The following is a 21696-nucleotide window of genomic DNA, read 5'->3' as shown; positions in this document are numbered from 1 at the left end:
GACATGAACCCAACTCCGCGCACCCGCACCGTCGTCGGTTGCACGCTGCTGGTGATCGCGCTCGGCGCGAGTGCCTCGGCGTGCGGCGGGGACGACAACCCGCTGTCGGCCGCGCCGTACGACGCGGCGGACCAGATCGCCTTCAACGCCCCCACCAAGGAGGGCAAGAAGGCCGACCCGGACAAGCCCCTGGTGATCACCGCCGAGAGCTCCGACGGGCGCATCACGGACGTCACGGCCCTGGACGCCACAGGACGCCACGTCAGCGGCGAACTCTCCGCCGACGGCAGCAGATGGCACAGCACCTCCCCGCTGGCCGCCGACGCCCGCTACACGGTCCGCGTGTCCACCGAGGACGAGGACGGCGCCCCCGGCCGCCGGGTCGTCTCCTTCGACACCGGCAAGCCCCTCACCAAGAAGCGCCTGGACGTCACCTTCGGCCCCGAGAAGGGCACGTACGGCGTCGGCCAGCCCATCACGGCCGAACTGAGCAAGCCGGTCAAGGACAAGGACCAGCGCGCCATAGTCGAGCGGGCGCTGCGGGTCGAGTCACTGCCCGCGGCGCACGGCACCTGGCACTGGGTGGACGACACCAAGCTGCACTACCGCCCCAAGGAGTACTGGCCCGCCAACGCCACCATCAAGGTGCGCAGCAACCTGGAGGGCGTCAGGATCAGCGACCGGCTGCGCGGCGGCAAGGCGAAGCCGCTGCGGATCACCACCGGGGACCGGGTCGTGGCCGTCGCGGACGCCTCCACGCACTGGATGACGGTCTACCGCAACGGCGAGGAAATCAACTCCATCCCCGTCACCACCGGGAAGCCCGGCTTCGAGACCCGCAACGGCGTCAAGGTGGTGCTGGGCAAGGAGTACTTCGTACGGATGCGCGGTACCAGCATCGGCATCGCCGAGGGCTCGGCGGAGTCGTACGACCTGCCCGTGTACTACGCCACCCGGGTCACCTGGAGCGGCGAGTACGTGCACGCCGCCCCCTGGTCCGTCGGCTCCCAGGGCTCGGCCAACGTCAGCCACGGCTGCGTCGGCATGAGCACCTCGAACGCGGCCTGGTTCTTCAAGACCGTCAGCGTGGGAGACCTGGTGCAGGTCGTCAACTCCGACGGCGACACCATGGAATCCTTCGGCAACGGCTTCGGGGACTGGAACCTCGCCTGGGCGAAGTGGCGGTCCGGCAGCGCCCTGGTGGGCGGCACACCGGACGCCCCGCGCCCCGAGGAACGCGCCCGGCTGCGGCCGCAGAGCGTCTGAGACCGCGCGCGCCCGTCAGGCGTGCAGGGCCTTCCGCTCACGCAGCAGGGAGGCCAGCGAGGCCGCGAACTCCACCGGTTCCACCGGGAGGGTCACCGCGGCCTCCGCGCGGCTCCAGGTGGCCAGCCAGGCGTCCTGCGGGCGCCCGATCAGCAGCAGCACGGGCGGGCAGTTGAAGACCTCGTCCTTGATCTGACGGCACAGACCCATGCCGCCCATCGGCACGGCCTCCCCGTCCAGCACGCAGACGTCGATGCCGCCCTTGTCGAGTTCCCTGACTACGGCGGCCGGCGTCGCGCACTCCACGAACTCCACCAGCGGGGCGTCCGGGGCCGGGCGTCTGCCGGTGGCCAGCCGCACCTGTTCGCGGGTGGTGGAGTCGTCGCTGTAGACCAGCACCGTGGCGGTCGGCTGCATTGTTCCTCCGTGACGTCGGCGTCGTTAAGGGCAGGCCCGTTGGGGCGGATGCTACTCCCTTGAACACCACGTCAACACCGGTATGGAGCAGGGAGACACTCCGAACGGCACCCCCCGGAGTGAGGGCGGGATAAGCGACCGACATAATGTCGGTCGTGGCGACAGCAACGACAGTAGAAACCGGGCACGCGCACCCGTCGGTCAACCGGCCGAACCTCACCAGCGTCGGAACCATCATCTGGCTGAGTTCCGAGCTGATGTTCTTCGCGGCCCTCTTCGCGATGTACTTCACCCTGCGATCGGTGACCGGTCCCGAGTTCTGGAAGGAGAAGGCAGACTTCCTGAACTTCCCCTTCTCGGCGACCAACACCACGATCCTGGTGCTCTCCTCCCTCACCTGCCAGCTCGGCGTGTTCGCCGCCGAGCGCGGTGACGTGAAGAAGCTCCGGATGTGGTTCCAGATCACCTTCGTGATGGGTGCGATCTTCATCGGCGGCCAGGTCTACGAGTACACCGAGCTGGTGAAGAAGGACGGGCTCTCGCTCTCCTCCGACCCGTACGGCTCGGTGTTCTACCTGACCACCGGCTTCCACGGCCTGCACGTGACGGGTGGCCTCATCGCCTTCCTGCTGGTCCTCGGCCGCACCTACGCGGCGAAGAGGTTCACGCACGAGCAGGCAACCGCCGCCATCGTCGTGTCCTACTACTGGCACTTCGTCGATGTCGTCTGGATCGGCCTCTTCGCCACGATCTACATGATCAAGTAGCCGGGTCCGTTCCCGCGCGCTGCACGCAACGAGCAAGCAAGCGCACATCCCAGAAGCATCGACGCAGAAGATCCTGACACCGGGGTAATCCGTGAAAAAGCTCTCCGCACGACGACGCCATCCGCTGGCGGCGGTCGTCGTCCTACTCCTCGCGCTGGCGGCCACTGGGGGGCTGTACGCCTTTGTCGCGCCCACGGGCAAGGCGCAGGCAGACGAAACCGCCCAGTCCCTCGCCATCGACGAGGGTAAGAAGCTCTACGCCGTCGGCTGCGCCAGCTGCCACGGAACCGGCGGTCAGGGCACCACCGACGGTCCGAGCCTCGTGGGTGTCGGCGCCGCGGCCGTGGACTTCCAGGTCGGCACCGGCCGTATGCCGGCCGCCACCTCCCAGATGGCCCAGGCGCCGAAGAAGAAGGTCGTCTACTCGCAGGCCGAGATCGACCAGCTCGCGGCGTTCATCGCCTCGCTGGGCGCCGGCCCGAACATCCCGACCGAGGCCGAGTACGGCCCCGAGGGCGCCGACATCGCCAAGGGCGGCGAGCTGTTCCGCACCAACTGCGCGCAGTGCCACAACTTCACCGGCAAGGGCGGTGCGCTGACCCACGGCAAGTACGCGCCGTCGCTTGAGGGCGTGTCCGCGAAGCACATCTTCGAGGCCATGCAGACCGGCCCGCAGAACATGCCCTCGTTCCCCGACACCACGCTGTCGGAGCAGAACAAGAAGGACATCATCGCGTACCTCGACGCGGTCAACGGCGACGAGACCGAGAGCCCCGGTGGTCTCGAGCTGGGCGGACTCGGTCCGGTCAGTGAGGGCCTGTTCGCGTGGGTCTTCGGACTCGGCTCGCTGATCGCGGTCGCCGTCTGGGTCGCCGCTCGGACCGCAAAGGCCAAGAAGTCATGAGTAGCCAAGACATTCCAGAAGAGAACCTGCCCGCTGAGCAGGACGCACACGGCGCGGTGAGCGTCGCGGACGACAGGGACCCGTTCGCGGACCCCGGTCTGCCGCCCCACGAGCACCGGATCCAGGACATCGACGAGCGGGCCGCCAAGCGGTCCGAGCGCGCGGTGGCCCTGATGTTCACGGTGTCGATGCTGGCCACGGTCGGCTTCATCGCGTCCTACGTGACGATCCCCGCCGACAAGTCGGTCTACATCTTCCCGCTGGGTCACATCAGCGCGCTGAACTTCGCGCTGGGCATGACGCTGGGCGTCTCGCTGTTCTGCATCGGCGCGGGCGCGGTCCACTGGGCCCGCACGCTGATGTCGGACGTCGAGGTCGCCGACGAGCGTCACCCCATCGAGGCGTCCCCCGAGGTCAAGGCCCAGGTTCTGGCCGACTTCGCGGACGGTGCCAAGGAGTCCGCGATCGGCCGTCGCAAGCTGATCCGGAACACGATGTTCGGAGCGCTGGCGCTGTTCCCGCTCTCCGGTGTCGTGCTCCTGCGCGACCTCGGCCCCCTGCCCGGGACCAAGCTCCGCCACACCCTGTGGTCCAAGGGCAAGCTGCTGGTCAACATGAACACCAACGAGCCGCTGCGTCCCTCGGACGTCGCGGTCGGCTCCCTCACCTTCTGCAAGCCGGAGGGTCTGGAGGAGCACGACCACGACTTCCAGAAGGAGATCGCCAAGGCCGCCCTGATGATCGTCCGCATCCAGCCGGACAACATCAAGGACAAGCGCGAGCTCGACTGGTCCTACCAGGGCATCGTGGCGTACTCGAAGATCTGCACCCACGTCGGTTGCCCGATCTCCCTGTACGAGCAGCAGACGCACCACGCGCTGTGCCCGTGCCACCAGTCCACCTTCGACCTCTCCGACGGTGCCCGAGTGATCTTCGGTCCCGCCGGTCACGCCCTGCCGCAGCTGCGCATCGGTGTGAACGACGAGGGCTACCTCGAGGCGCTCGGCGACTTCGATGAGCCCGTCGGTCCTGCATTCTGGGAGCGCGGATGAGCACCAACGAGAAGAACGAGTCCCGCTCGCGCGGGAAAGCCCCCGCCGGCGAGCGCGTCGCCGACTGGGCGGACGGCCGGCTGGGCGTCTACGGCCTGGCCAAGGCCAACATGCGCAAGATCTTCCCCGACCACTGGTCGTTCATGCTGGGTGAGGTCTGCCTCTACAGCTTCATCATCATCATCCTCACGGGTGTGTACCTGACGCTGTTCTTCCACCCGTCGATGAACGAGGTGGAGTACCACGGCAGCTACGTCCCGCTCCAGGGCCAGCTGATGTCGGAGGCGTTCAGCTCCACGCTGCACATCTCCTTCGACGTCCGCGGTGGTCTGCTCATCCGGCAGATCCACCACTGGGCGGCGCTGATCTTCCTCGCCGGCATGTTCGTGCACATGATGCGCGTGTTCTTCACGGGCGCGTTCCGCAAGCCGCGCGAGATCAACTGGGTCTTCGGATTCCTGCTGTTCGTCCTGGGCATGTTCACCGGCTTCACCGGTTACTCGCTCCCGGACGACCTGCTCTCCGGTACCGGTGTCCGCTTCATGGAGGGCGCGATCCTGTCCGTGCCGATCGTCGGCACGTACCTGTCGTTCTTCCTCTTCGGCGGTGAGTTCCCGGGCGGCGACTTCGTGGCCCGGTTCTACTCGGTCCACATCCTGCTGCTGCCGGGCATCATGCTCGGTCTGGTGGTCGGCCACCTCATCCTGGTCGTCTACCACAAGCACACCCAGTACGCGGGCCCCGGCAAGACCAACAAGAACGTCGTCGGCATGCCGCTGCTGCCGGTCTACATGGCCAAGGCCGGAGGCTTCTTCTTCCTGGTCTTCGGTGTCATCGCGGCCATCTCGGCGATCGCCACGATCAACCCGATCTGGGCGCTCGGCCCCTACCGGCCGGACCAGGTCTCCACCGGCGCGCAGCCCGACTGGTACATGGGCTTCTCCGAGGGCCTGATCCGTGTCATGCCGGGCTGGGAGATCAACTTCTGGGGTCACACGCTCGTCCTGGGTGTGTTCATCCCGCTGATGATCTTCCCGCTGGTCCTGGTCGCGATCGCGGTCTACCCGTTCATCGAGTCCTGGGTCACCGGCGACAAGCGCGAGCACCACATCCTGGACCGCCCGCGCAACGCCCCGACCCGTACGGCCTTCGGTGTCGCGTGGATCACCTGGTACATGGTGCTGCTGATCGGTGGTGGAAACGACCTCTGGGCCACCCACTTCCACCTGTCGATCAACGCCATCACCTGGTTCGTCCGCATCGGGTTCTTCGTCGCCCCGGTCCTGGCCTTCGTCATCACCAAGCGGATCTGCCTCGGCCTCCAGCGCCGCGACAAGGACAAGGTGCTGCACGGTCGCGAGTCCGGCATCATCAAGCGCCTGCCGCACGGTGAGTTCATCGAGGTGCACGAGCCGCTCAGCCAGGACGCGCTGCACACCCTCACCGCGCACGAGCAGTACCAGCCGGCCGAGCTCGGCCCGGTCGTCGACGAGAACGGCGTCGAGCGCAAGGTGAAGGGCACCGAGAAGCTGCGCGTCAAGCTCAGCAAGGCGTACTACGGCGAGGAGTCCCAGATTCCGAAGCCGACCGTCGAGGAGTACAAGGAGATCACGAGCGGCCACGGCCACCACTGATCGCTGCCACGCCACGGCGAAGGGCCCCGTCCGGTGTACGGACGGGGCCCTTCGCCGTGCCCGTGGCTGGATAGGGTGGGAGCACACTGTTCTACGACACTCAGGAGCGGCCTTATGAGCGCTGTGACCCCCGCTGGAGGCGACACCGCGGCGGGCCGTTCCTGGCCCCCGTTGCTGAACGGCCTGTTCCAGGGGCGCGACCTGAGCGCCGACGACACGGCCTGGGCGATGGACCTGATCATGCGCGGCGAGGCCACCGACGCGCAGATCGCCGGCTTCGTGGTGGCGTTGCGGGCCAAGGGCGAGACGGTCGAGGAGATCACCGGGTTCGTCCGCACGATGTACGCGCACGCCCATGTGATCGAGGTGTCCGGCGACACCGTCGACATCGTGGGCACCGGCGGGGACGGCGCGAAGACCGTCAACATCTCCACGATGTCCGCGATCGTGGTGGCCGGCGCGGGCGCCAAGGTCGTCAAGCACGGCAACCGGGCCGCGTCCTCCGCCTCCGGCTCCTCGGACGTGCTGGAGCGGCTCGGGGTCAATCTGGAGCTGCCCGTGGCGCGGGTCCCCCAGGTGGTCGAGGAGGCCGGGATCACCTTCTGCTTCGCCGCGAAGTTCCATCCGGCGATGCGTCACGCGGGCGCGGCGCGCGGGCAGTTGGGCATCAGGACGGTCTTCAACGTCCTCGGCCCGCTCACCAACCCCGCCCGGGTGCGGGCGCAGGCCGTCGGGGTGGCCGATCCGCGGATGGCGCCGATCGTGGCGGGCGTGTTCGCCGAGCGCGGCAACTCCTCGCTGGTGTTCCGCGGCGACGACGGGCTGGACGAGCTGACGACCACCTCGACCTCCCGGGTCTGGGTGGTGCGCGACGGCAAGGTGAGCGAGGAGACCTTCGACCCCCGTGACGTCGGCATCGACCTCGTCCCGGTGGAGGCGCTGCGCGGCGCGGACGCCTCGTACAACGCCGATGTCGCCCGGCGCCTGCTGGACGGGGAGACCGGCCCGGTGCGGGACGCGGTGCTGCTCAACTCGGCGGCCGCGCTGGTGGCCCTGCACCCCACCGACGCCCCCCTCGCCGAGCAGATCGGCGCCGGTATGGCGAAGGCGGCGCAGTCCATCGACTCGGGCGCGGCCCGGCGCACGCTGGAGCGCTGGGTGGCCGTGAGCAACTCCTAGACGCCGTACGTCGGTCCCGCGATCCGGACACGGGTTGCGGGACCGCGATCACTTCACGTACGTTCCTGTACCAGGTCATGAGTGACAGTCATGAGGCCCCGGCCGACTGTCCGGCAACCCTCCGTCCGTGGCGGGGTGCCCCGGGTGAAGACCAGGCCGTGAACAGCAAGGTTCACGGCAAGCGCGGTCGTCGAGGAGTTCTTCCGTGAGCAAGCGAATGCGATAGGGCCGCTGAGCCCCGCTTCTGCGTACCCCTTCTCTCTCACACCTCTTCATCCACGGGAGCCCCCGTCATGTCCGTCTCCACCGCTGCCTCCGCCCAGACCATTTGCACCCCGCTGCCCGTTCTGGGGCGAGATGTCACCGTGCCGCTCGTCACCGGCGGCGAGGTCACCTACGCCGCGCTGGACTACGCCGCCAGCGCCCCCGCGCTCCAGCGGGTCTGGGACGACGTCGCGGCGTACGCGCCGTACTACGGCAGCGTCCACCGCGGGGCCGGGTACCTCTCCCAGCTCTCCACCGACCTCTTCGAGAACGCCCGCCGGACCGTCGCCGAGTTCCTCGACTGCCGCCCCGACGACCAGCTGGTCTTCACCCGCTCCACCACGGACTCCCTGAACCTGCTCGCCGCGGCCCTGCCCGCCGACTGCCAGGTCTTCGTCTTCGAGACCGAGCACCACGCCTCGCTGCTGCCCTGGCAGGACGCCCGGGTCAGTTACCTCGACGCCCCGCGCACCCCCCAGGCGGCGGTACGGACCCTGGAGCGGGCCCTCGCCGACCGCGACCCGTACGGCCCCGCCCTCGTCTGCGTCACCGGCGCCTCCAACGTCACCGGCGAGCTGTGGCCGGTGCGGGAGCTGGCCGCCGCCGCTCACGCGCACGGCGCCCGGATCGTCCTCGACGCCGCCCAGCTCGCCCCGCACCACCCGGTCTCCGTGCGCGACCTCGACGTGGACTGGATCGCCTTCTCCGGCCACAAGCTCTACGCGCCCTTCGGCTCCGGCGTCCTGGCCGGCCGCGCCGACTGGCTGCGCGAGGCCGAGCCCTACCTCGCGGGCGGCGGCGCCAGCCGCAAGGTCACTCGGCGCGAGGACGGGGGAGTGGACGTCCAGTGGCACGAGAGCGCCGCGCGCCACGAGGCCGGCTCGCCGAACGTCATCGGCGCCTACGCCATCGCCTCCGCCTGCAAGGCCCTCACGGAGGCCGGCTTCGACAGCCTGCTCGCGCGGGAGAACCACCTGATCGAGAAGGTCTGCGCGGGCCTCGCCGAGGTCCCCGAGGTGCGGATCCTGTCGCTCTTCGGCGACGACGCCCCGCGCGTGGGCGTGATCTCCTTCGTCGTCGACGGCTGGAACAGCTCCCACTTCGCCGCCGCGCTCTCCGCGGAGTACGGCATCGGCGTCCGCGACGGCCTGTTCTGCGCCCACCCCCTGCTGCGCACCCTGCTCGGCAGCGACCCCCAGACCCAGGGCGAGTGCGGAGCCCCCGAGGCGGCGCCCGGGGAGAAGTCCCTCAACGCGATCCGCGTCAGCTTCGGCGCGGGTACTCCGGACGAGCACGTGGAGCGGTTCGTGACCGCGGTCCGCGAACTCGTCACCGACGGCGCGCAGTGGAACTACCGCACCGAGGACGGCCGCTGCGTGCCCGCGGTCTGACCGCCCATGCATCCGGGGCTGGGCTAGTTGTCCAGCCCCAGCGCGAACGCGGCCTCCAGGTCGTGCTGGGAGTACGTACGGAACGCCACGTGGGTGTCCGTGCCCTCCACGCCGGGGATCTTGCTGATCCGGCCGGGGATCACCTCGGCGAGGTCCTCGTGCTCCTTGACCCGGACCATGGCGATCAGGTCGTAGGTGCCGGTGACCGAGAAGACCTCGCTGACGCTGTCCAGCGAAGCGATCTGCTCCGCGATCTCGGGGATCCGGTCCACGCTGGTCTTGATGAGGACGATCGCGGTGATCACGGCTGGTTCTCTCCCTCGGGGACGGGCCTGGCTGGGGTGGACCTCACTCTAGTCGCACGGCCGAAGCGCACCCAGGCGAAGCAGCAGCCCAGGCCGAAGCCGATGAGATGGGCCAGATAGGCGACCCCGGGCCCGCTGGACGCCCGGCCCGCCGCCAGCCACTGCAGGGCCGCCCAGAAGGGCAGCACCACCCAGGCTGGGAAGCGCAGCGGCAGGAAGAACAGGAACGGCAGCAGGCTGGTCACCCGGGCCCTGGGGAACAGCACCAGGAAGGCCCCGAGCACCGCCGAGATCGCCCCCGAGGCGCCGACCAGGGACTGCTCGGAGTCGGAGTTGGCGGCCGCGTAGCCCAGCAGGGCGAGATAGCCGCAGCCCAGGTAGAAGAGGGTGTACTGGACGCGGCCCATGCGCTCCTCGGTGAGCACGCCGAAGACGTACAGGAAGAGCATGTTGCCGAGCAGGTGCACCCAGCTGCCGTGCACGAACAGCGCGGTGGCCGGGGTGAGCGCCGAGCGCGCCGAGCCCTCGAACAGCTCGGCCGGGACCACGCCCCAGCGGCGGAAGTACGCGCGCTGGGCGGCGGCCAGCTCCTCGCCGGTGCCGTGGACCGGATTCAGCCCCGAGGCCGGTCCGATCAGGAAGATCAGTGAGCACAGGCCGATCAGTGCGTAGGTGACCGGTGCCGACGGCAGCCGGATGGTGTGCGCGGCCCGGGGGCTCCACTTGCCGATCATGACTACAGAGCATGACGTAACGGGGCGTACACCGACAGACCGCCTCGCCGCCGTGGACGGCCGAGCGGCGAGTACCCGCCAGGCCGTAGGGTTACGAGCCACACCCACCGGGGAGACCGGTGAGTCACCGACACTGGAAGGAACGAACGGTCGCGATGACGGTTCCCCTGCCGACGGCCACCACGCGGTGGCGCTGCACGCTCTGCGGCAACCTCACCCGTTTCGATGTGACCCGCTCGTCGAAGGTGGTCGAGTACGTCCACCTCGACCTCGCCGGTGAGCCCAAGGTCGAGGAGCGCGACGTGGTCAGTGAGACCATCGAGTCGGTGCGCTGCCGCTGGTGCAACGCGGTGGACCAGGTGGAACTCGTGGACAGGCCGGGCGCCGGCTCCTGAGGGGAGCGGCCCCGCCAGGACGGTCCCCTCAGCCAGGGGGACCCCGCATCGGCGATGGGGTGAAGACGGATGGTGGAGACCACGGGCGGGGGACCGGGCGACGGTGCCGCCGAGGTGCTCGACCGTCCGCTGCCCGACGGTGTGCGCAGACGCGTCGTGCAGATCGTCTCCGACGGCTTCGGCGGGCTGACCGTCGGGGAACTGCCCGCCCAGCTGAGGCAGTACGCGCGGTTCGCCCCGAACCGGCGGGCCAAGTTCGCCGGCAACGCCATGGCGGCCGCGCTGGAGACCGACCCGCTCTTCCGCCAGCGGATCGGGGAGAAGCTCAGAGAGGCCCAGCCGGAGATCGCCGGCGCCCTCGACTCCGGCTCGCCGCCCCCGGCCGCGGATCCGCTCGATGTGGCGGCCGCGGCCTATGTGCTCCGGCCCACCGGCTGGGTGAAGCTGGTCGCCGCTGCCGGTGAGGAGGCCCAGCGGGCCGATGCCGAGCGCGCCGACGAGGAGAGCCGGGCCGAACTGGAACGGGTCCGCGGCGAGCTGGCCCAGGCCAAGGAGCAGACCCGGGCCGAGGCCGAGCGGCTGCGCACCGAGCTGGACGCCTCGAAGAAGGAAGCCGAATCGCTTCACCGCAAGCTGCGGGCCGCCCTCAGCGACGTCAAGCGGGGCGAGGCGGCGCTGCGCAAGGCGCACGGCGAGATGGAGGCCCTGCGCGCCGAGGCCCACGGGCAGGTGTCCGCCGCCGAGAGCGAGACGCGTCGGCTGAAGTCGCGGCTCGGTGAGGCGGAGGCCGCGCTGGAGGCCACCCGCAGGGCGGCGCGCGAGGGCCGCAGCGTCGAGGACATGCGGGTCCGGCTGCTGCTCGACACGCTGCTGGACGCGGCGCAGGGACTCCGCCGCGAACTGGCCCTGCCGCCGGTGTCGGTGCGCCCGGCCGAGACCGTGGACGCGGTCGAGCCGGGACGGATGACACCGAAGGACATCGCCGCGCGGGCGCTGTCCGAGAACGACCCGGCCATCCTCGACCAGTTGCTGGCGCTGCCGCAGGCGCATCTGGTCGTCGACGGCTACAACGTCACCAAGACCGGCTATCCCCAGATGCCGCTGGAGAAGCAGCGGCTGCGCCTGCTCGGGCAGCTCTCGCAGCTCGCCGCGCAGACCGGCGCCGAGGTGACCTGTGTCTTCGACGGGGCCGAACTGGTCGCGCCGGTGCTGCTGGCGCCGCCGCGCGGCGTGCGGGTGCTGTTCTCCAAGCCCGGTGTCACGGCCGACGAGTTGATCCGCCAGCTGGTGCGGGCCGAGCCGCCCGGCCGTCCGGTCATCGTGGTCTCGACCGACCGCGAGGTGGCCGACGGGGTCGCACGCGCCGGCGCGCGCCCCGTGGCTTCTGCGGTGCTTCTCAAGCGACTGTCCTGAAGGTCAACCTGCGGCAGCAATGCCCGAATTGGCGAGATTGTCACGCAACGTAGTGTCAAGTGGGAATCACTGCACGTGGGTTGATGGTAAAGAATGCGGACCGTAACCGGGATAAATCGCCCAGGGATTTGATCTGATCACAGCGGGGTCACTAGGGTCTGCCTTCGAACCTTCGATCGGAAGATCACTGAGAAGAAGGAGTTCGCCTCCGTGGCGTCCCACCGTCGACCCAAGCAGCCGAGCCGCGCACGTGTGACCGTGCTGACCACCGCCGCCGCTGCTGCCGTGGCCATCAGCTCGCAGGCGGCCAACGCCGCTCCCAGTGAGAAGCCGAGCAAGGACGAGGTCAAGGCCAAGGTCGACAAGCTCTACGAGGAGGCCGAGCAGGCCACCGAGAAGTTCAACGGCGCCAAGGAGAAGCAGGAGAAGCTCCAGAAGGAGATCTCCACGATCCAGGACAACGTGGCGCGCGGCCAGGAGGACCTCAACGAGCTGCGCGAGGGCATAGGCCTGGCGGCCGCCGCCCAGTACCGCACCGGCTCCATCGACTCCTCGGTCCAGCTGTTCCTCTCCGCCGACCCGGACGACTACCTCGACAAGGCGTCCACCCTCGACCAGTTGAGCAGCCAGCAGGTCGAGTCGCTGAAGAAGATCCAGGACAAGCAGCGCGAACTCGCCCAGGACCGGGCCGAGGCCACCGAGAAGCTCAAGGACCTCGCCTCCACCCGGACCGAACTCGGCAAGAAGAAGCAGGAAGTCCAGGACAAGCTCGCCGAGGCGCAGAAGCTCCTGAACTCCCTGACCGCCGCCGAGAAGGCCGCCCTCGCCGAGGAGGAGGCCCGCGCCAGCCGCTCCTCCGCCGACCGCGTCGACCTCGGCAACGCCGCCACCGGCTCCGGCCGCGCGATGGCCGCCTTCCAGGCCGCGCAGAGCAAGATCGGCTCGCCCTACGTCTACGGCGCCTCGGGCCCGTCCTCCTTCGACTGCTCGGGCCTGACCTCCTGGGCCTTCGCCCAGGCCGGCGTCGGCATCCCGCGCACCTCGCAGGCCCAGGCCAGCTACGGCACCCGCATCTACAGCCAGTCCGACCTGAAGGTCGGCGACCTGGTCATCTTCTACGGCGACCTGCACCACGTCGGCTTCTACGCGGGCAACGGCCAGGTGCTGCACGCCCCGCGCTCCGGCACGGTCGTCCGCTACGAGTCGATCAACAACATGCCGTTCCAGTTCGGCGTCCGGATCTGATCACCCCGGACCCCACCAAGATCACGACACCGTGCCGCCCGAACGGGCGAATCCCCACGACGTGAACTGACCTCGCGCCCCGCCCATGACCTGCGTCATAGGCGGGGCGTCACTGTGCGTGCGCACGGCGGTCGTTGGTCGGTGCCCCGTCGCGGGGCTATGGTCTGCCGCGTTTCCCCCTCGCCGGGGAAGGCCTTGTCCGCCAGCGGAAGGAGCGCGGCTTCCCGTGGGGTCCCATCGTCGCCTTGTACCGTCCGGGTTCGACCGGGGCGCGTCCACCGCGCTCTGCGTTCTCTCCGCCACCGCCGCCGCCCTCGGGGCCGTACCGGCGCTGGCCGCGCCGCACGACGACCCCCGGGCCGAGGTGGACCGCCTCTACGAGGAGGCCGAGCGGGCCACCGAGGCGTACAACAGGGCCGACGAGCGCGCCGACTCGCTGCGCGAGGAGGTCGGCCTGTCCCGGGACCGGATCGCCCGCCAGCAGGAGCGCATCAACTCCATGCGGGAGGCGCTCGGTTCGCTGGCCGGGGCGCAGTACCGGTCCGGCGGTCTCGACCCCTCGCTGGCCCTGCTGTTCTCCGACGACCCGGACGACTATCTCGACAAGGCGTCCGTCCTGGACCGGATCACGGTCCGTCAGGCGGGCGAGCTGAAAGACCTTCAGGACGCGATGCGTGAGATCGCCCAGGACCGGGCCGAGGCCTCCCGCAAGCTCGGGGAGCTGGAGAGGAGCCGCAAGGCCGTCGCGGCCCACAAGCGGACGGTCGAGGGCAAGCTCGCCAAGGCCCGCGCGCTGCTGAACGCGCTGCCCTCCGCCGAGCGCGCCGCCTTCGACCGGGCGTCCCGCTCCGGCCGCGCGGGCATGCCCGAGCCCGGCAGCGCGGTGCCCGCCTCGGGCCGGGCCGCCACCGCCGTCGCTGCCGTCCGCTCCGCCCTCGGCAAGCCCTATGTGTGGGGCGCCAACGGCCCCGGCGGCTTCGACTGCTCGGGCCTGATGCAGTGGTCCTACGCCCAGGCCGGCGTGGCCCTGCCGCGCACCTCCCAGGGGCAGCGCTTCGCCGGCGCCCAGGTGCCGCTCTCCCAGGCGCAGCCCGGCGATCTGGTCACCTATCGCTCGGACGCCAGCCATGTCGGCATGTACGTGGGCAACGGCCAGGTGATCCACGCCCCCTATCCGGGCGCGCCGGTGCGCTACGACCCGGTGGGGATGATGCCGGGAGCGACGGTGACCAGGGTGTGACGGAGGTCTGACCTTCCCGTGCTGATCGCCGTACGATCGCGGCATGGCTGGTCGACGGCGGGTGCCCGGGTCCGGTGGGGTGGTGGCGCTCTGCCTGCTCCTCGTCGCGCTCGTGGCGTGCGGGGGCCGGACCCCCGTCGATGCCGCCCGGGAGTCCGTGCAGCGGGTGCTGGACCGGCGGGCGGAGGCGATCGTCGGGCACGACGAGTCGGCGTTCGTCCGGACCGGTGCGCAGAGCGGGTTCGACCAGCTGCGCGCGGTGCCGTTCGCCGAGTGGACCTACCGGGTGACCGGGCTCAGCCGGCAGGGCGACGAGGCGACCGCCGAGGCGGAGCTGCGCTACCGCATCCGGGGCCTGGACCGGGAGCCGGTCACCGTGGCCCGCACGCTGGAGCTGAGCCCGGACGCCGCGGGCGACTGGTACGTCGAGTCGGAGCGGCCCGCCGAGGGGACCGCCGAGCAGCTGTGGGACCAGGGCCGGGTGGAGGTGGTCCGGGCCGCTTGGGGCATCGTGCTCGGGGTCGGGCAGCCCGCCGGGCGGCTCGGCGCCTACGCCGGGCTCGTCGACCGGGCGGTGCCCGCGGTGACCCGGGCCTGGGGCACCGAGTGGCCGCGGCGGACCGTGGTGCTCGTGCCCGAGACGCTGGAGGGGATGGCCGCGCTGCTCGCCTCACCGGCCTCCTCGTACCGCGGGATCGCCGCCGTGACCACCGGCGAGACCGGCGCCCCGCACGACGCGCCCGCCGACCGGATCATCCTGAACCCGGTCGCGTACGGCGTCCTCGGCCAGAGCGGCAAGCAGGTCGTGCTGACCCACGAGACCACGCATGTCGCGACCCGGGCCCACACCGGTCCGGCCACCCCGCTGTGGCTCTCCGAGGGGTTCGCCGACTGGGTCGGCTACCGGGAGACGGGACGCACGCCCACGGAGGCCGCGCCGGAGCTGTGGCAGGCGGTCACCGAGGGGGACGTCCCCGCCGGACTGCCGACCGACGACGACTTCGCCTTCACCGGGGACTCGGCCGGGCTGGCGCGGGCGTACGAGAGCGGCTGGATGGCCTGCCGGATGATCGCGGACCGCTGGGGCGAGCCGAGGCTCGCGGAGTTCTACCGTGCCGTCGGCGCCCACGAGAAGCGGGCGGGCGCGGTGGAGGGGGCGCTGGAGGAGGTGCTCGGGGTCTCGGTGGAGGAGTTCACCGGGCAGTGGCGGCAGTACCTGCGCACGCAGTTCGCCTGACCGCGCCCCTTGCCCGGCCGGGCGTCAGGAGGCGAGCGGGGTCTCCTTGGTACGGGTGGCCTGGGCGGGCAGCCGGGGCCGGGCGGGCGCGGTGACGGTGGACCGCCACAGCACCCGGGCGGCCAGCACGGTGGCCAGGACCAGCAGGCCGTTGCGGACGAAGAGCAGGGTGATCCCGAGGCCGTCGCTGGAGACCACGTGGGCGAACCAGACCGGGAACTCCAGCACCGTCACCAGGCAGGCGGCCAGCACCAGGCAGACCGGCAGGCCCATGCGGCTGCCCCGGAAGCACCAGCAGACCGCCGCCAGGCCGACCAGCCACACCATGTACTGCGGGCTGATGACCCGGCTGGTCGTGGTGAACATCAGCACCGCCACGAAGGCCGCGTCCGCGAGGGTGTGCGGCAGGAAGCGGTTCGCCCGCAGCCGCCACAGCAGCAGCCAGCCGAAGGCCAGCGCGGTCAGCACCAGCGCGACCGTGGAGACGATGTTCACCCACGGGCCTAGGAACTCCACCGAGCCGTAGTTCAGCAGCACCCGCCCCTCCCAGCCGAAGTGCCGGGCCACATGGAAGACCAGGGCGCCCAGCGACTCCACCTCGGTGCCGCGGTCCCGCTGGAAGCTCAGGAACGCGAACGCGCCGGGCATCGACAGCCCGAACACCGCTGCCAGCAGACCCGCGGTGACCAGGGCCGACAGCCACGCCGAGCGTCTGCGGGCGGCCACCAGCAGCAGCACCGGCCACACCTTCAGCAGCGCGGCGAACGCCGTCAGCGCGCCCATGGTGCGGGGGCGCCGGGCGCCCGCGAAGAGCGCGGCCACCGCCACCGCGGTGACCATGACGTCGTAGCGGGCGTACACCGTCGGCCCCAGCAGCGCGACGCCGACCGTCCAGACCCAGGCGCCGCGCAGGGTGCGGCCGGGGCGCGGGCCCGCGTACAGCAGCATCGCGAGGACGGCGAGGTCGGCGGTGAAGGCCAGGACGAAGAACGCGGAGGCGTAGTCCAGGTAGAACAGCACGGCGGGGGAGAGGATCGCGAGGGCCGCGGCGGGCGGGTACTGCCAGGTGACGTCGTCCTGCGGGAACGTTCCGGTGCGCAGCACCTCGTACCAGCCGCGGTAGATCACGGAGACGTCGCTGGTGACGTCGGGGCCGGGGAAGACATGCACCCTGAACACGAAGAGCAGCAGGACCACCCTGGTCAGGGCCCAGATCCCGAGCAGGCCCGCCAAGGACCACCGTGTGCCCGCCGTCTTCACTGAACTCCCCTGACGTCCGCGTTCGCGTTGAGGGGAACATGATGTCCCGGGATGCTGTGGGCCGGCCACCGGCGCGGCTGTGACGCGCGGTGCGGGGCGCGGCCGTGCCTCCGATAGGGTCGGCCGCGATGCACAAGACGCTCATCGTGACGAACGACTTCCCGCCCCGCCCCGGCGGCATCCAGGCCTTCCTGCACAACATGGCCCTGCGGCTGGATCCGGAGCAACTGGTCGTCTACGCCTCCACCTGGAAGCGGGGCCGGGAGGGCGCCGAGGCGACCGCCGCCTTCGACGCCGAACAGCCCTTCACCGTCGTCCGCGACTCCACCACCATGCTGCTGCCGACGCCGGGCGCGACCCGGCGGGCGGCCGGGCTGCTGCGCGAGCACGGCTGCACCTCCGTGTGGTTCGGCGCGGCGGCCCCGCTCGGGCTGATGGCCCCGGCGCTGCGCAGGGCGGGCGCCCGGCGGCTGGTCGCCACGACCCACGGCCACGAGGCCGGCTGGGCCCAGCTGCCCGCCTCGCGTCAACTGCTGCGGCGCATCGGGGAGGGTACGGACACGATCACCTACCTCGGCGAGTACACCCGCTCACGGATCGCGCAGGCGCTGAGCCCGGCCGCGGCCGAGCGGATGGCGCAGCTCCCGCCCGGCGTCGACGAGAAGACCTTCCATCCCGGGTCCGGCGGCGCCGAGGTGCGCGCCCGCCTCGGGCTGACCGACCGGCCGGTCGTGGTGTGCGTCTCCCGGCTGGTGCCGCGCAAGGGCCAGGACACCCTGATCCTCGCGATGCCCCGGATCCTGGCCAAGGAACCGGACGCGGTACTGCTGATCGTTGGCGGCGGCCCCTACGAGAAGGAGCTGCGCCGGCTGGCCCAGGACACCGGGGTGGCCGGCTCGGTCCGCTTCACCGGTTCCGTGCCCTGGTCCGAGCTGCCCGCGCACTACGGCGCCGGGGACGTCTTCGCGATGCCCTGCCGCACCCGCCGGCGCGGGCTGGACGTGGAGGGCCTCGGGATCGTCTACCTGGAGGCGTCGGCGACCGGACTTCCGGTGGTGGCGGGCGACTCCGGCGGCGCGCCGGACGCGGTGCTCGACGGGGAGACCGGCTGGGTGGTCGGGGGCGGCTCGCCGGAGCAGGCGGCCGACCCGATCATCGCCCTGCTCGGCGACGCGGAGCTGCGCCGGCGGATGGGCGAGCGGGGCCGCGCGTGGGTCGAGGAGAAGTGGCGCTGGGACCTCCTGGCGGAGAAGTTGAAGACGCTGCTCTAAAGCCTGCCGCCGGGCTAGGCGGAGGGAGATAATCCGTCCATGCTCCGGACATGACAGCAAAACTGATGCAGCGTCAGCTGACGAGACGTCACATATTGGGCATGGTGGCCCTTCAGACGGCCGCCGCGTCCGGTCTCACCCGCATCGGTCTCCAGTCGGCGTCGGCAGTCGAGCCGGCCGCCGTGGACAACGCCCCCGCGATCGTGGTCGGTTCGGGCTACGGAAGTTCCGTCGCCGCCCTCCGCCTCGGCCAGGCCGGGATCCGTACGATCGTGATCGAGATGGGCCGGCTGTGGAACACCGCCGGCCCCGACGGAAAGGTCTTCTGCTCCACCAGCGCCCCGGACCACCGCTCGATGTGGTTCCGCACCCGCACCGAGGCCCCGCTGGCCAGCTTCCTCTGGCTGGACGTCGTCAACAAGGACATCAGCCCCTACCCCGGTGTCCTGGACCGCGTGCACTTCGCCGACATCTCGGTCTTCGTGGGCCGCGGCGTCGGCGGCGGCTCCCTGGTCAACGGGGGCATGGCGGTCACCCCGCTCAAGTCGTACTTCGAGGAGCAGTTCCCCTCCGTCGACGCGGACGAGATGTACGGCACCTACTACCCCCGGGCCCGCTCCATGCTCGGCGTCAACAGCATCGACCCGGCCTGGTTCGAGTCCACCGAGTGGTACCGCTACACCCGGATCTCCCGCAAGCACGCGGCCAACGCGGGCCTCAGGACCACCTTCGTGCCGAACGTGTACGACTTCGGCCACCTCCAGCGCGAGGCGGCCGGCACCGCGCCCCGCTCCGCGCTCAACGGCGAGGTGATGTACGGCAACAACCACGGCAAACGCAGCCTCGACAAGTCCTACCTGGCCGCCGCGCTCGGCACCGGGAACGTCACGATCCACACCCTGGAGCGGGTCACCGCGGTCAGCCGGGCCGGGGACGGGACGTACCTGCTCACCACCCAGCTGATCGACGAGACCGGCGCGGTCGTCGGCACCAAGGAGTACAACTGCACGTACCTCTTCCTCGGCGGCGGCAGCCTCGGCACCACCGAACTCCTGCTGCGCGCACGGGAGACGGGCGCCCTGCCCGACCTCGACGCGAGCGTCGGCACCGGCTGGGGCACCAACGGCAACGTGATGCTCGGCCGGGCCAACCACCTGTGGGACACGGTCGGGGTGAACCAGTCGACGATGCCGGTGATGGGCATCGACGACTGGTCGAACGCCGCCAACCCGGTCTTCGCCGAGATCGCCCCGCTGCCGACCGGCCTGGAGAACTGGGTGAGCCTGTACCTGGCGCTCACCAAGAACCGGGAACGGGCGTCCTTCTCCTGGTCGGGCGGCAGACTGGCACTGAACTGGACCGCCGCACAGAGCGCGGTCTCCACCGCCATGGCCAAGAAGCTCTTCGACCGCGTCAACCGGGCCAACGCCACGATCTACCGGTACGACCTGTTCGGCTCGCCCAGCCGGGCCTTCGCCGACGACTTCACGTACCACCCGCTGGGCGGCTGCGTGCTGGGCCGGGCGACCGACGACTACGGCCGGGTGAAGGGGTACTCCAAGCTGTACGTCACCGACGGCTCGCTGGTGCCCGGGACGCTCGGGGTGAACCCGTTCGTCACGATCACCGCGCTCGCCGAACGCACGATGGCGCGGGTCCTCGTCGAGGACACCGCGCCGTAGTGCGGGTGGAGGCCGGTCACTTCGCGTAGATCGACTCGATCTCCTGCGTGAAGTCCTTCGCCACCACGTTGCGCTTGAGCTTCAGCGACGGCGTCAGGTGGCCCGACTCCTCCGTGAACTGGGAGGACAGAATGCGGAACTTCCGCACCGATTCCGCCTTGGACACCGCGGCGTTGCCGTCGTCGATCGCCGACTGGATCGCGGCCAGCAGGTCGGCGTCCTCGCGCAGCGACGCCGCGGTGGCACCCGCGGGCTTGCCGTGCTCGGCGGCCCAGCGGCCCAGGAACTCCTCGTCGATGGTGACCAGCGCGGCCACGAACGGCCGTCCGTCGCCCACCACCATGCACTCCGCGACCAGCGCGTGCGCCCGGATCCGGTCCTCGATCACGGCCGGGGCGACGTTCTTGCCGCCCGCGGTCACGATGATCTCCTTCTTGCGGCCGGTGATCCGAAGGTAGCCGTCCTCGTCGAGGGTGCCGATGTCACCGGAGTGGAACCAGCCGTCCGCGAGCGCCTCGGCGGTGGCGGCGGGGTTGTTCCAGTACTCCTTGAAGATGTGCTCGCCGTGCAGCAGCACCTCGCCGTCGTCGGCGATGCGCACCACCGAGCCGGGCAGCGGCTGGCCGACCGTGCCGATCTTCTGCCGGTCCCACGGGTTGAACGCGGTGGGGGCGCAGGTCTCGGTGAGGCCGTAGCCCTCCAGCACCGTGAAGCCGATGCCGCGGAAGAAATGGCCCAGGCGCTCGCCCAGCGGGGCGCCGCCGGAGATGGCGTACTCGCCCCGGCCGCCGAGGACCGCGCGCAGCTTGCTGTAGACGAGCCGGTCGAAGACCTTGTGCTTGATCCGCAGGCCGACCGACGGACCCGAGGGGGTGTCCAGCGCGCGGCTGTAGGCGATGGCGGTGTCGGCGGCCCTGTCGAAGATCTTGCCCTTGCCGTCCGCCTGCGCCTTGGCCCGCGCCGAGTTGTAGACCTTCTCGAAGACGCGCGGCACACCGAGGATCAGCGTCGGCCGGAAGGCCGCCAGCTCGTCGGTGAGGTTCTGGATGTCCGGCAGGCAGCCCAGCTTGATCGGCGCGATCATCGGGGCGATCTGCACCAGCCGGCCGAAGACATGGGCGAGCGGCAGGAAGAGCAGCACCGAGCACTCGCCGGTACGGAACAGCGGGCGCAGCCGCTCGACGACGTTGCCGCAGTCCGCGAAGAAGTTGCGGTGGGTGAGCACACAGCCCTTGGGGCGCCCGGTGGTGCCGGAGGTGTAGACGATCGTCGCGGGGTCGTCGGCCTTCGCCAGCGAGCTGCGCTCGTCGACCGTGTGGTCCCCGACGTCCTGGCCGAGGCGGCCCAGCTCCTCGATGCCGCCGCCCTCGATCTGCCACAGGTGCTTGAGCGCGGGCAGCCGGTCGCGCACCGACTCCACAGCCGCCGTGTGGCCGTCCAGCTCGGTCAGGACCGCGCTGGCGCCCGAGTCACCGAGGATCCACTCCACCTGCTCCGGCGAGCTGGTCTCGTACACCGGCACGGTGATCGCGCCCGCCGACCAGATCGCGAAGTCCAGCAGGGTCCACTCGTACCGGGTGCGGGACATCAGGCCCACCCGGTCGCCCGGCTGGATGCCGGAGGCGATGAGGCCCTTGGCGGCGGAGCGCACCTCGGCGAGGAAAGCCGTGGCCGTGACGTCCTGCCAGCTGCCGCCGACCTTGCGCGCGATGACGGCGACATCGGGATGCTGCGCGGCGTTTCGGCGGACGATGTCGGTCAGATTGCTGTCCGCAGGGACCTCGTACAAAGCCGGAAGGCTGAACTCGCGCAAGACTGCTGCTCCTCATAGGGCGCCGGCGCCACGACGTTGTGTGATGCGACGGTGCGGTCCAAGGCTCGGGCAGGTGCTCGGGAGTTTCAGTGGTTGAAACCCTGAGCACGACTGGACTGCCCGGACGTTACCCGCCGGTATGGCTTCTTCGACAGGGGGTCCCGACGAGATGTTCGCTGCGTCACACGGATCGGTACCGCATACATGGGTGGTTCTTCGCGCACAGT

Annotated in this window: 19 protein-coding genes and 1 riboswitch; of the genes, 14 read left to right on the top strand and 5 right to left on the bottom strand. The window is 70.5% G+C overall.

The window, feature by feature from the left end:
- The first annotated feature begins 3 nt into the window (after positions 1 to 3).
- On the top strand, positions 4 to 1266 hold the full coding sequence (locus AB0E07_RS00950) for an Ig-like domain-containing protein (RefSeq protein ID WP_362244958.1): 1263 nt from the start codon (positions 4 to 6) through the stop codon (positions 1264 to 1266).
- Between the two features lie 15 nt (positions 1267 to 1281).
- Here the strand turns inward: AB0E07_RS00950 and AB0E07_RS00945 are convergent, their stop codons facing one another.
- Positions 1282 to 1683, bottom strand: coding sequence for a hypothetical protein (locus AB0E07_RS00945; RefSeq protein WP_362244956.1), 402 nt, complete (start codon positions 1681 to 1683; stop codon positions 1282 to 1284).
- Positions 1684 to 1829: 146 nt separating this feature from the next.
- Between AB0E07_RS00945 and AB0E07_RS00940 the strand changes: the two genes are divergently transcribed.
- From AB0E07_RS00940 to AB0E07_RS00915, 6 genes are all read left to right on the top strand, one after another.
- Positions 1830 to 2450: a heme-copper oxidase subunit III gene (locus tag AB0E07_RS00940; protein ID WP_269658852.1), complete on the top strand. Its 621-nt coding sequence runs from the start codon at positions 1830 to 1832 to the stop codon at positions 2448 to 2450.
- Positions 2451 to 2541: 91 nt separating this feature from the next.
- A complete protein-coding gene (locus tag AB0E07_RS00935; protein ID WP_362244954.1) occupies positions 2542 to 3354 on the top strand; it encodes a c-type cytochrome in 813 nt (270 codons plus the stop codon).
- Positions 3351 to 4406: a Rieske 2Fe-2S domain-containing protein gene (locus AB0E07_RS00930; RefSeq protein WP_362244952.1), complete on the top strand. Its 1056-nt coding sequence runs from the start codon at positions 3351 to 3353 to the stop codon at positions 4404 to 4406. The genes AB0E07_RS00935 and AB0E07_RS00930 overlap by 4 nt, the downstream gene beginning before the upstream one ends.
- Positions 4403 to 6040 (top strand): cytochrome bc complex cytochrome b subunit, encoded by a 1638-nt coding sequence (locus tag AB0E07_RS00925; protein ID WP_362244950.1) that lies wholly within the window; start codon positions 4403 to 4405, stop codon positions 6038 to 6040. The genes AB0E07_RS00930 and AB0E07_RS00925 overlap by 4 nt, the downstream gene beginning before the upstream one ends.
- 114 nt (positions 6041 to 6154) lie before the next feature.
- Positions 6155 to 7219 carry an anthranilate phosphoribosyltransferase gene (gene trpD, locus AB0E07_RS00920; RefSeq protein ID WP_362244948.1) on the top strand — a complete coding sequence of 355 codons (1065 nt, stop codon included), beginning with the start codon at positions 6155 to 6157 and terminating at the stop codon, positions 7217 to 7219.
- 73 nt (positions 7220 to 7292) lie between these two features.
- Positions 7293 to 7409: riboswitch (SAM riboswitch) on the top strand.
- Positions 7410 to 7512: 103 nt separating this feature from the next.
- Positions 7513 to 8874 (top strand): aminotransferase class V-fold PLP-dependent enzyme, encoded by a 1362-nt coding sequence (locus AB0E07_RS00915; protein ID WP_362244946.1) that lies wholly within the window; start codon positions 7513 to 7515, stop codon positions 8872 to 8874.
- A 23-nt stretch (positions 8875 to 8897) separates the two neighbouring features.
- On the opposite strand, the gene AB0E07_RS00910 is transcribed toward AB0E07_RS00915, so the two are convergent.
- A complete protein-coding gene (locus AB0E07_RS00910) occupies positions 8898 to 9179 on the bottom strand; it encodes an Lrp/AsnC ligand binding domain-containing protein (RefSeq protein WP_186284416.1) in 282 nt (93 codons plus the stop codon).
- Entirely contained in the window at positions 9176 to 9913 is a 738-nt protein-coding gene (locus AB0E07_RS00905; protein ID WP_362244944.1) for a rhomboid family intramembrane serine protease, read from the bottom strand. Before AB0E07_RS00905 ends, AB0E07_RS00910 begins: the two co-directional genes overlap by 4 nt.
- 155 nt (positions 9914 to 10068) lie before the next feature.
- On the opposite strand from AB0E07_RS00905, the gene AB0E07_RS00900 reads away from it, so the two are divergent.
- The 5 genes from AB0E07_RS00900 (at position 10069) to AB0E07_RS00880 (ending at position 15443) form a co-directional block, all read left to right on the top strand.
- Complete coding sequence (locus AB0E07_RS00900) at positions 10069 to 10308, top strand: hypothetical protein (protein ID WP_095756136.1); 240 nt, start codon at positions 10069 to 10071, stop codon at positions 10306 to 10308.
- A gap of 69 nt (positions 10309 to 10377) precedes the next feature.
- A complete protein-coding gene (locus AB0E07_RS00895) occupies positions 10378 to 11721 on the top strand; it encodes an NYN domain-containing protein (RefSeq protein ID WP_362244941.1) in 1344 nt (447 codons plus the stop codon).
- 210 nt (positions 11722 to 11931) lie between these two features.
- Positions 11932 to 12966 (top strand): NlpC/P60 family protein, encoded by a 1035-nt coding sequence (locus AB0E07_RS00890; protein ID WP_362244939.1) that lies wholly within the window; start codon positions 11932 to 11934, stop codon positions 12964 to 12966.
- 226 nt (positions 12967 to 13192) lie between these two features.
- Entirely contained in the window at positions 13193 to 14206 is a 1014-nt protein-coding gene (locus AB0E07_RS00885; RefSeq protein WP_362244937.1) for an NlpC/P60 family protein, read from the top strand.
- Positions 14207 to 14249: 43 nt separating this feature from the next.
- A complete protein-coding gene (locus AB0E07_RS00880; RefSeq protein ID WP_362244936.1) occupies positions 14250 to 15443 on the top strand; it encodes a hypothetical protein in 1194 nt (397 codons plus the stop codon).
- 24 nt (positions 15444 to 15467) lie between these two features.
- On the opposite strand, the gene AB0E07_RS00875 is transcribed toward AB0E07_RS00880, so the two are convergent.
- Positions 15468 to 16703 carry a glycosyltransferase 87 family protein gene (locus tag AB0E07_RS00875; protein ID WP_362244934.1) on the bottom strand — a complete coding sequence of 412 codons (1236 nt, stop codon included), beginning with the start codon at positions 16701 to 16703 and terminating at the stop codon, positions 15468 to 15470.
- 128 nt (positions 16704 to 16831) lie between these two features.
- Between AB0E07_RS00875 and AB0E07_RS00870 the strand changes: the two genes are divergently transcribed.
- Both AB0E07_RS00870 and AB0E07_RS00865 read left to right on the top strand, forming a co-directional pair.
- Positions 16832 to 17974: a glycosyltransferase family 4 protein gene (locus AB0E07_RS00870; protein ID WP_362244932.1), complete on the top strand. Its 1143-nt coding sequence runs from the start codon at positions 16832 to 16834 to the stop codon at positions 17972 to 17974.
- Between the two features lie 101 nt (positions 17975 to 18075).
- Positions 18076 to 19656: a GMC oxidoreductase gene (locus tag AB0E07_RS00865; RefSeq protein WP_362245731.1), complete on the top strand. Its 1581-nt coding sequence runs from the start codon at positions 18076 to 18078 to the stop codon at positions 19654 to 19656.
- Between the two features lie 16 nt (positions 19657 to 19672).
- Here the strand turns inward: AB0E07_RS00865 and AB0E07_RS00860 are convergent, their stop codons facing one another.
- Positions 19673 to 21469, bottom strand: a complete 1797-nt coding sequence (locus tag AB0E07_RS00860) for an AMP-dependent synthetase/ligase (RefSeq protein ID WP_362244930.1) — start codon at positions 21467 to 21469, stop codon at positions 19673 to 19675.
- Positions 21470 to 21696 lie beyond the last annotated feature (227 nt).

This window comes from Streptomyces sp. NPDC048002 (assembly GCF_040653275.1).
Classification (GTDB): domain Bacteria; phylum Actinomycetota; class Actinomycetes; order Streptomycetales; family Streptomycetaceae; genus Streptomyces.
This window is presented reverse-complemented; position numbering and strand designations above follow the sequence as displayed.

What these genes read in the sequence shown, in the direction of transcription:
- AB0E07_RS00925 (WP_362244950.1), top strand. Translation starts at nt 4,403, where the DNA reads ATGAGCACCAACGAGAAGAACGAGTCCCGCTCGCGCGGGAAAGCCCCC.
- AB0E07_RS00945 (WP_362244956.1), bottom strand. Translation starts at nt 1,683, where the DNA reads ATGCAGCCGACCGCCACGGTGCTGGTCTACAGCGACGACTCCACCACC.
- trpD (WP_362244948.1), top strand. Translation starts at nt 6,155, where the DNA reads ATGAGCGCTGTGACCCCCGCTGGAGGCGACACCGCGGCGGGCCGTTCC.
- AB0E07_RS00915 (WP_362244946.1), top strand. Translation starts at nt 7,513, where the DNA reads ATGTCCGTCTCCACCGCTGCCTCCGCCCAGACCATTTGCACCCCGCTG.
- AB0E07_RS00870 (WP_362244932.1), top strand. Translation starts at nt 16,832, where the DNA reads ATGCACAAGACGCTCATCGTGACGAACGACTTCCCGCCCCGCCCCGGC.
- AB0E07_RS00905 (WP_362244944.1), bottom strand. Translation starts at nt 9,913, where the DNA reads ATGATCGGCAAGTGGAGCCCCCGGGCCGCGCACACCATCCGGCTGCCG.
- AB0E07_RS00865 (WP_362245731.1), top strand. Translation starts at nt 18,076, where the DNA reads ATGGTGGCCCTTCAGACGGCCGCCGCGTCCGGTCTCACCCGCATCGGT.
- AB0E07_RS00900 (WP_095756136.1), top strand. Translation starts at nt 10,069, where the DNA reads ATGACGGTTCCCCTGCCGACGGCCACCACGCGGTGGCGCTGCACGCTC.
- AB0E07_RS00880 (WP_362244936.1), top strand. Translation starts at nt 14,250, where the DNA reads ATGGCTGGTCGACGGCGGGTGCCCGGGTCCGGTGGGGTGGTGGCGCTC.
- AB0E07_RS00895 (WP_362244941.1), top strand. Translation starts at nt 10,378, where the DNA reads ATGGTGGAGACCACGGGCGGGGGACCGGGCGACGGTGCCGCCGAGGTG.
- AB0E07_RS00930 (WP_362244952.1), top strand. Translation starts at nt 3,351, where the DNA reads ATGAGTAGCCAAGACATTCCAGAAGAGAACCTGCCCGCTGAGCAGGAC.
- AB0E07_RS00950 (WP_362244958.1), top strand. Translation starts at nt 4, where the DNA reads ATGAACCCAACTCCGCGCACCCGCACCGTCGTCGGTTGCACGCTGCTG.
- AB0E07_RS00940 (WP_269658852.1), top strand. Translation starts at nt 1,830, where the DNA reads ATGTCGGTCGTGGCGACAGCAACGACAGTAGAAACCGGGCACGCGCAC.